We start from the raw sequence: 8480 nt of genomic DNA, 5'->3' as shown, positions 1-8480 counted from the left end.
ATAAACTCCTCATTCACTCTGATCAAGGTTGGCACTATCAAATGAAACAATACCGCCATTCTCTTAAGAATTGTGGCATAACTCAAAGTATGTCTCGCAAAGGAAACTGTTATGACAATGCCGTTATTGAAAATTTCTTCGGTATTATGAAATCGGAATTTCTGTATCGAAAAGAATTTGAAAGTATAACACATTTCAAACAAGAATTAGCAAAGTATATAGAATACTATAATCATAAAAGAATTAAGGCAAAATTAAAGGGTATGAGCCCAGTACAATACCGGGCTCATACCCTAGAGGCTGCCTAATGAAACGACCTGTCTAACTTTCGGGGGTCACTTCAGAAAGGATGGCTTTTTTCTATACTATATAAATGAGTTGTCGGTAAGTCGATATAAATTGCATTTATTAATAACTACATCATGATCAAACAAGTACTACTGTGCCTGAACAGAACCAATCTCGTCTTGCTCTTCTGGTTTCACAAGTGCGTAACGTTCCCACGCCCTGCTTTTCCAGCGGAAGAACATAATAATGGCACGCGTCCATTCGTCGATGGCGATCGCTAGCCAAATACCAACGAGCCCCATATCTAAATGAAAGGCGAAAAAGTAACCTAGTGGTAAACTCATTAACACCATAGAGAATGCACCGATTAAAACAGGATATTTTGCATCACCAGCTGCACGAAGCGAATTAATGATGACGATATTCATCGTACGTCCCGTTTCAAGTAGTACACTTAGTAAAAGAACACTTGCGCCTAACCCGATAATGTGCGGATTATCTGTAAACAGTCCCATTAATTGTGTACGGAATGTAATAACGAGAGCGACCATACATAGAGTTACACCAATCGCCCATTTTACACTTTTCCATAAGCGTTCGTATGCTTCATCCTTTTCGCCACCACCAACAAGGCGGCCAATAATAATGGCTGTTCCCATACCAATCGCAATTGCAAATAAATAAGTGAACATGGAAATGTTAGTAGCGTATTGTCTAGCAGCTAATGATTCCGTTCCTAAGTACGTTGCGTAATAAAGGAAGACGATTTGACAAGCTTGATACATCACTTGTTCAAATGCAGATGGAATACCGATTTTTAAAATTTTCCCAATGTATTCTTTGGATAAAGTGAAGTAATATTGTAATTTCACGCGATATTCCATAACGCGGTATAGTAACCAGAAGAAAACAATAAGTGCGATCAATCGACTGATAGCGGAAGAAATTGCAGCTCCTTGTACACCGAGCTCAGGGAAACCAAATTTCCCGAAAATGAGTACGTAGTTTCCAGCGATATGAATAATATTCATTCCGAGTGAAATAAACATCGCTTGCTTTGTAAAACCGTGTACACGGATAATTGCGGCTAATGAGTTAATAATAGCTTGCAGGAAGATAGCCCCTCCGACGATAGATAAGTAGTTTTGTGCATACGTTAGTACATCGCCTTGTAAGTTCATTGCGAGCATCATATGTTTCGAAAATAAAAGAAAACCAGCGCTTATAACGAGCCCGACTATTAAATTTAATGTGACGGCTAATGCTGATATTTTAGATGCCTCCATAAAGCGTTTGGAACCGAGGTATTGAGATACAACGATAGCAGCGCCGTTCCCGATGACTTCTAATACCAAAATCGCGATATGAAGATATTGATTCGCTGCACCAACCCCAGATACAGCATCGTCTGATAATGCACTTAACATGAAAGTATCAGCGATCCCCATCAACATAAAAAGAAAAACTTCTAGAAAAATAGGCCATGTTAATAAGAATAAACTTAATTTTTCTGCCGTCCCATTTTTTGCCTGAATTGCTGTCATGTCCGTCCCCTCTTTACCGATATCTATTTTTAGCAAAATGTATCGTAACATACTTTCTTATCCTTTGCACTCATTTTAGCCTACATATTTTTAATATGAAGGGCTTGCTATTTTATGTTAAAAAGGGTGGGATAATTATACATAAAGTATTATGAAATATAAAATTTGTTTTTATTTGATAATTTAGAAAAATATAAAAATAATTATTTTCGGCACTTTAGTAAGGATAATTAGCAGTATAAAACGTTTACAAACATATATTTTTTGACAGAAAATTTTAATGAAATAGAAATATAAATATACAAGAAATATATTTGTGTGTATAATATGAATTGTTAGAACATATATATATTTCTTTCTGTTTGAAAATGAAAGGGCTAACATTTTTTTGGAGGGTGGAAGTATGAAAAAAAAGATACCAGTTTTTGTAGTATCAACAGTAGCAATGAGCATGATGTTAGGGGCATGTAGCTATCAAAAAGATGAACCGCAAGCAAACGCAAAAGGGGATAGCGGGAAAAGCGATGCGAAGCAAGTTCTTAATTTAATTGAAACACAAGAAATTCCAACGATGGACCCAGCATTATCAGCTGACGCAGTTTCTTCAAAAGTAATGAACAACACGATGGAAGGTCTATACCGCCTTGGAAAAGATGATAAGTTAGTTCCAGGTGTAGCAAAAGAATTTAAAAAGTCAGAAGACGGTAAAAAATATACATTTAAATTACGTGAAGACGCGAAATGGTCAAACGGTGAGCCTTTAACAGCGAAAGATTTTGTATACGCATGGCAAAGAGCGATCAATCCAGACACAGCTGCGAAATCAGCATACATTATGTATGATATAAAAAATGCAGAGAAAATTAATAAAAAAGAGATGCGTCCTGATCAATTAGGTGTAAAAGCAATTGATGATTACACATTAGAAGTAGAATTAGACAATTCTATTCCATATCTTGTAGATTTAATGGTATATCCAATCTTTTATCCTGTGAATGAGAAATTTGTGAAAGAGCAAGGTGCGAAGTTTGGTTTAGAAGCAAATACAACACTTTATAACGGACCGTTTACATTAAGCGATTGGCAGCATGAACGCAGTTTTAAAATGACAAAGAGCTCATCATATTGGGACAATAAAGAAGTGAAGCTTGAAGAAGTAAACTTTAATATTGTAAAAGATACATCTACGCCAATTAACTTATATGAAACAAATGCAATCGATCGAGCGACGTTATTAGCAGAGTTCATCGATAAATATAAAGGAAAACCAGATTTCAAAACAGTAGAAGAGACATCTGTATTTTTCCTACGCTTAAATCAAAAAGATCCAGCTTTAGCAAATAAAAATATTCGTAAAGCAATTTCACTTGCTTTTGATCGTAAGCCGTTCGTTGATACATTATTAAATAACGGTTCTAAGGCAGCGACAGGATTAATTCCTGATAACTTCATTAAAGGACCAGATAAAAAAGATTTCCGTGCTGTAAACGGGGATATTGTAAAACCAAACGTGAAAGAAGCGAAGAAATATTGGGAAGCTGGCAAAAAAGAACTTGGTAAAAATGAAATCGAATTAGAATTATTAAATGAAGATGTAGAGTTATCTAAGAAAACTGGTGAATATTTAAAAGGTGAATTAGAAAAAAATTTACCAGGTTTAACAGTGAAAATTAAACAACAACCATTCGCACAAAAACTAAAATTAGAAGATGCGGGTGATTATGTCATGTCATTCTCTGGATGGGGGGCAGACTTCCCAGATCCGATTACATATCTTGATATGTTTGTAACAGATGGGTCACAAAATAAGATGAAGTACTCTAATCCGAAATACGATGAAATCATTATGAAAGCGAAAAAAGATGGAAGCGATGTAAATGCTCGCTGGAAAAACTTACTTGAGGCAGAAAAAATGTTACTTGATGACGCTGCGATTGTTCCAGTATACCAACGTGGTAGAGCATACTTACAAAGAGAAACAATTAAAGATATGTACAACCATAAATATGGCCCCGATGTGAGCTTCAAATGGGCATCCCTAGGAAAATAAAAAAAGCAGGCTAACCACCTGCTTTTTTTAATACGTTCGTTTCTTATAAATGCCTTTTCCGCCAACTTGATTCCAGCCGGATTGCACATCCAAACTTTTGTTAACAAACTTCATTTTTTCTTTTCCACCAAAGAGCTTTTCGCCGATGCTATTTGTAATGACACCGATCAATGCTGTTATTCCGATGATGAGGGCAGCAACCGTAATAAAATCAATAAAAAAAGCAATCATTTGCAAACTCCCCCTTTGCCTGTCTGTATGTTTATTGTATGAGATAAAAAATGAAAAAGAAAGAAATATCAGAAAAATATTTAATTTACTTTAGAAATCGTGTAGACAGGAGGGAGAATGTTTGTTAAAATGAGAACGAACGTTCCTTTTTATTCTCATTTGTATAGTCTTACATTTCTTAATTGATTTATCAGGAAAAAGTAAGAAAACGTTCTCTTTTTCATAGGGAAGATTATAGATAAATAACTATATATTATATGAAAAATCTAGAGGAAATGAGTATTAAAAGGGTTGAAAGTTATTGTTCAAGTACAGCTAAATTGAGCGTAATCATGTTACATAGCAGTGGAATACACGGAAGAGTTTTCTCAACTAGCAGGAAATTTACTGTATATTTCTTGCAAAATCTATTGTATAATGATTATAGAAGTTACTTATTAAAAGTAATTGTTGTTTATTATAAGTTGTTGCTTACATGAAATGCGATTTTTGTACTTTTCAATAAGACAAGTTATCGCGAAAAATTGCTTAAGTTAGAAATTAAAACTGTATGTAGTACAGAATTTGTACTCTTTAAGGAGAGTGAGCTTTGTATGGTAACATTATATAGTTCTCCAAGCTGTACGTCTTGTAGAAAGGCGAAATTATGGCTAGAGGAAAATCATATTCCCTATACAGAACGTAATATTTTCTCAGATCCATTAACGATTGAGGAAATTAAAGAGATTTTACGTATGACAGAAAGCGGAACGGATGAGATTATTTCTACTCGTTCGAAAGTTTTCCAAGAATTGAATGTAAACTTAGAATCTTTACCACTTCAAGATTTATATAAGATGATTCGTGACTATCCGGGGATTTTACGTCGTCCAATTATGATTGACGAGAAACGCCTTCAAGTTGGTTACAACGAAGACGAAATTCGCCGTTTCTTACCACGTACAGTAAGAACGTTCCAATTACGTGAAGCACAACGTCTTGTAAATTAATTATAATAATATGAAAACCTTCTACCTATTATATAGTAGAAGGTTTTTTTTAATGTTTCACATTGCGTAATCGAACTTGTTTTACGATAAAGCCGATGCATAAAATAGTGAAAATGAACAAATAAGGAATGCTTGCAGTGAAACTTGGGTTGTTATGAAAAAAGGTTGCAAGTCTGTCTTCATGTGTAACCATTTTCCCTGCAGTATAGGCAAGAATTGCTGCACCGCAATAAATGAGGAATGGAAATCGTTCCATAAGTATTAAAATAAGTTTACTTCCCCAAATAATAATAGGGATAGAAATGAGTAAGCCGATTATGACGAGTAAAAATCTCCCGTGAGCTGCACCTGCAATGGCAATAACATTATCAAACCCCATAACGAGATCCGCGAAAACAATTGTCCGCACAGCTTGAAATAAAGTTGTTTTTCCTTGAATGGCAGAAAGGTCGTTGCTATCATCAGTTAATAAATTGACTGCAATTAATGTAAGTAAAACCCCGCCAATCAATTGTAGGAATGGAATGTCGAGTAAATAGACAGCTAGTATAGTAAGGATAATTCTTAGTACGATTGCTAAAAGAGTACCGATCAAAATAGCTTTATTTCGTTTCGATTCAGGTAAATTTCGGCTAGCTAGTGCGATGACGATTGCATTGTCACCACCTAATACAACATCGATACCGACAATCATTAGTACGGATGTTAAAAACTCTAAGTCCATTCGTCTGCCTCCATTTATGATGTTTTAATAAGCGAACTGTATGTATGTGATGCAGAAAGTTGTTGTTAAATAATCTCTTTCAATAGAAGTTTCACTTTATTACAGTGTACGGGGGAATGTGGAAATGTATGTCCAAATTTTTTGTAAGTAAGAAATCGCTATAATAATATATTTATGTAGTTAATCGAGTAAAGATAGGCATATAACTATTTTTGTAAAATAAATCGATTTTATTTCCATTCTGGAGAATCTTATCATAAAATGAGAGTACAAGAATCTATTGATTTGTCATATGAGTGGGGAATCCCTTCATAACAATTCTAAGCAGGAAGGGAGAGTTGTATTTTGGATATTGAAAGAATTAATGATCATACGATGAAATTTTTTATTACGTACATTGATATAGAGGATAGAGGATTTAATCGTGAAGAAATTTGGTATGATCGCGAACGAAGTGAAGAGCTCTTTTGGGAGATGATGGACGAAGCTCGTGATCATGACGATTTCTTTATTGATGGGCCGTTATGGATTCAAGTGCAAGCAGTCGATAAAGGGATTGAAGTACTTGTCACGAAAGCAGAGCTTTCAAAGGACGGACAAAAGCTGGAACTACCGATAGGGGTAGACAAAATTATAGATATTCCTCTAGATGAAGGCATCGAATCATTATTCCAACAAGAGTTAGTCGAAGAGGTAGAAGAACAAACAGGAACAAACTTTAATGAAGATGGTACGTTTGGCTTTTTAATTAAATTTAATGATTTTGAAGATGTCATTTCATTAAGTCATCGTCTTATCTTTGAAGATATAAAAGATGAGCTGTATTCATTTGAGGACCGCTATTATGTATATGTGGAATTCGATGAAGTGCTACATGATGAAGAAGAAATCGATCGTATTTTAAGTATTGTTTTAGAATATGGGGAAGAATCAACTTTAACAATTCATCGTGTAAGTGAGTATGGAAAACAAATTGTGAAAGAGCATGCGCTTGAAACGATTCGCAATAATTTTCCTGCTAAAACGTAGGCCGATTTCTGTAGTATGAAATCGGCTTTTTATATGAAGAATAGGAAAGCTTTCTTAGTTAGGAGGTAAGAGATGAAAAATACGTTAAAGCTGATTTTCTTTATCCTGCTATTGTTCGCATTATTTGTTTCGTTACGTATGTTTATTGATGTAGCATTTTATTCAGATGTGATTGGGATAAAAGATGTTTCGATTTTAGGTATTATTAGTATTTTATTTACGGTATCTGCGTTTTTAATTGGTTGCGTTATTTTCTTAGAAAATCGCCATCCATCTAAAACACTTACATGGTTAATTGTGTTAGGGATTTTTCCGGTATTTGGCTTCTTTGCTTATTTATTATTTGGACAAAATTTTCGGAGAAAAAGAATGTTTCAAAAGAAGGCGTTACTTGATGAACAGGCGTTTTTACAATATAAAGGGCATGAAGATTACGAAGAACGAATTTTACGCAATCATAAGCATCAAGAATTGTTATTTCGTTTAGCGGATCGATTAGGTGCTTTAAATATTTCATTTCAAACTGAAACGAGGACATTAACAAATGGAGATGAAACGTTTCAGGCCATTTTAAATGGGTTAAAACGAGCGAAACATCACATTCATATGGAATATTACATTGTGCGTGATGATAAATTAGGAACAGAAATTAAAGATATTTTAATACAAAAATCAAAAGAGGGCGTTGTTGTTCGCTTTTTATATGATGCGGTTGGAAGTTTTAAGTTATCGAAATCGTATATTGAAGAATTAAACGATGCAGGTGTAGAAATGATTCCGTTCTTTCCTGTGCGCTTTCCGATTTTAAACGATAAGATTAATTATCGAAATCATAGGAAAATTGTTGTGATTGATGGGAACGAAGGGTTTGTGGGCGGATTAAATATTGGTGATGAGTATTTAGGAAAAAGTAAATATTTTGGCTTTTGGCGAGACACTCATTTGTATTTACGTGGTGAAGCGGTTCAAAGTTTACAGCTTATTTTCCTTCAAGATTGGTTTTATATGACTGGAGAGGCTGTGCTAGCTCCTGAATATTTACAAGCAAAAGCAGTTGAGGGTGATCATTGGGGAGGAGTGCAGCTAGTTGCAGGCGGCCCCGATAATAAGTGGGAAACGATTAAGCATTTATATTTCGCAATGATCGCTTCTGCTCGGAAATCTATTTGGATTGCAACGCCGTATTTTATTCCGGATGATGATATTTTATCCGCATTAAAGGTTGCTGCACTTGCTGGTATTGATGTCCGTTTGTTGATGCCGAGTAAACCTGATAAGCGCACTGTCTTTTACGCATCGAGATCGTACTTCCCAGAGCTTTTAGACGCAGGAGTAAAGATATATGAATACGAAAAAGGTTTTCTTCATAGTAAAATTGTCATCGTTGATTCTGATTTAGCTTCAATTGGGACAGCTAATATGGATATGAGAAGTTTTCATTTGAATTTTGAAGTAAATGCCTTTTTATATGATACAGATAGCATTAAAAGACTTGTTCAAGACTTTAAAGACGATTTAGAAGAATCCAGTGAAATTCACGTCGATCGTTTTCATAAAAGGCGTCTGCATAGACGAATTGTTGAATCAACGTACCGGTTATTATCGCCATTATTATAAAAAGAGAT

Annotated in this window: 8 protein-coding genes; 5 read left to right on the top strand and 3 right to left on the bottom strand. The window is 34.8% G+C overall.

Going from position 1 to position 8480, the window contains the following annotated elements:
• Positions 1–308 (top strand): IS3 family transposase (locus ATL10_RS27535; RefSeq protein ID WP_142670009.1); only part of this gene is annotated, 308 nt, incomplete at its 5' end.
• Between the two features lie 129 nt (positions 309–437).
• On the opposite strand, the gene ATL10_RS27530 is transcribed toward ATL10_RS27535, so the two are convergent.
• A complete protein-coding gene (locus tag ATL10_RS27530) occupies positions 438–1883 on the bottom strand; it encodes an MATE family efflux transporter (protein ID WP_002093905.1) in 1446 nt (481 codons plus the stop codon).
• Between the two features lie 352 nt (positions 1884–2235).
• Between ATL10_RS27530 and ATL10_RS27525 the strand changes: the two genes are divergently transcribed.
• The gene (locus tag ATL10_RS27525) at positions 2236–3882 is read left to right on the top strand and encodes a peptide ABC transporter substrate-binding protein (protein ID WP_000727254.1); all 1647 of its coding nucleotides are present in this window, start codon (positions 2236–2238) and stop codon (positions 3880–3882) included.
• Positions 3883–3909: 27 nt separating this feature from the next.
• On the opposite strand, the gene ATL10_RS27520 is transcribed toward ATL10_RS27525, so the two are convergent.
• Positions 3910–4113, bottom strand: coding sequence for a hypothetical protein (locus ATL10_RS27520; RefSeq protein WP_000559971.1), 204 nt, complete (start codon positions 4111–4113; stop codon positions 3910–3912).
• A gap of 593 nt (positions 4114–4706) precedes the next feature.
• Between ATL10_RS27520 and spx the strand changes: the two genes are divergently transcribed.
• On the top strand, positions 4707–5102 hold the full coding sequence (spx, locus tag ATL10_RS27510; RefSeq protein WP_000258267.1) for a transcriptional regulator Spx: 396 nt from the start codon (positions 4707–4709) through the stop codon (positions 5100–5102).
• A gap of 49 nt (positions 5103–5151) precedes the next feature.
• Here spx and ATL10_RS27505 read toward each other — a convergent pair whose 3' ends face one another.
• The gene (locus tag ATL10_RS27505) at positions 5152–5826 is read right to left on the bottom strand and encodes a TerC family protein (protein ID WP_000362604.1); all 675 of its coding nucleotides are present in this window, start codon (positions 5824–5826) and stop codon (positions 5152–5154) included.
• A gap of 345 nt (positions 5827–6171) precedes the next feature.
• On the opposite strand from ATL10_RS27505, the gene mecA reads away from it, so the two are divergent.
• Both mecA and ATL10_RS27495 read left to right on the top strand, forming a co-directional pair.
• Positions 6172–6855 (top strand): adaptor protein MecA, encoded by a 684-nt coding sequence (mecA, locus tag ATL10_RS27500; RefSeq protein ID WP_000350715.1) that lies wholly within the window; start codon positions 6172–6174, stop codon positions 6853–6855.
• A gap of 72 nt (positions 6856–6927) precedes the next feature.
• Entirely contained in the window at positions 6928–8472 is a 1545-nt protein-coding gene (locus tag ATL10_RS27495) for a cardiolipin synthase (protein WP_000799191.1), read from the top strand.
• Positions 8473–8480: the final 8 nt, after the last annotated feature.

The sequence above is a fragment of the Bacillus sp. 196mf genome, assembly GCF_003217275.1.
Taxonomy (GTDB): domain Bacteria; phylum Bacillota; class Bacilli; order Bacillales; family Bacillaceae_G; genus Bacillus_A; species Bacillus_A thuringiensis_S.
This window is presented reverse-complemented; position numbering and strand designations above follow the sequence as displayed.

Bases quoted from the DNA above. Each gene is read 5' to 3' on its own strand.
- ATL10_RS27525 (WP_000727254.1), top strand. From the start codon at position 2,236: ATGAAAAAAAAGATACCAGTTTTTGTAGTATCAACAGTAGCAATGAGC.
- ATL10_RS27495 (WP_000799191.1), top strand. From the start codon at position 6,928: ATGAAAAATACGTTAAAGCTGATTTTCTTTATCCTGCTATTGTTCGCA.
- spx (WP_000258267.1), top strand. From the start codon at position 4,707: ATGGTAACATTATATAGTTCTCCAAGCTGTACGTCTTGTAGAAAGGCG.
- ATL10_RS27505 (WP_000362604.1), bottom strand. From the start codon at position 5,826: ATGGACTTAGAGTTTTTAACATCCGTACTAATGATTGTCGGTATCGAT.
- ATL10_RS27530 (WP_002093905.1), bottom strand. From the start codon at position 1,883: ATGTTACGATACATTTTGCTAAAAATAGATATCGGTAAAGAGGGGACG.
- ATL10_RS27520 (WP_000559971.1), bottom strand. From the start codon at position 4,113: ATGATTGCTTTTTTTATTGATTTTATTACGGTTGCTGCCCTCATCATC.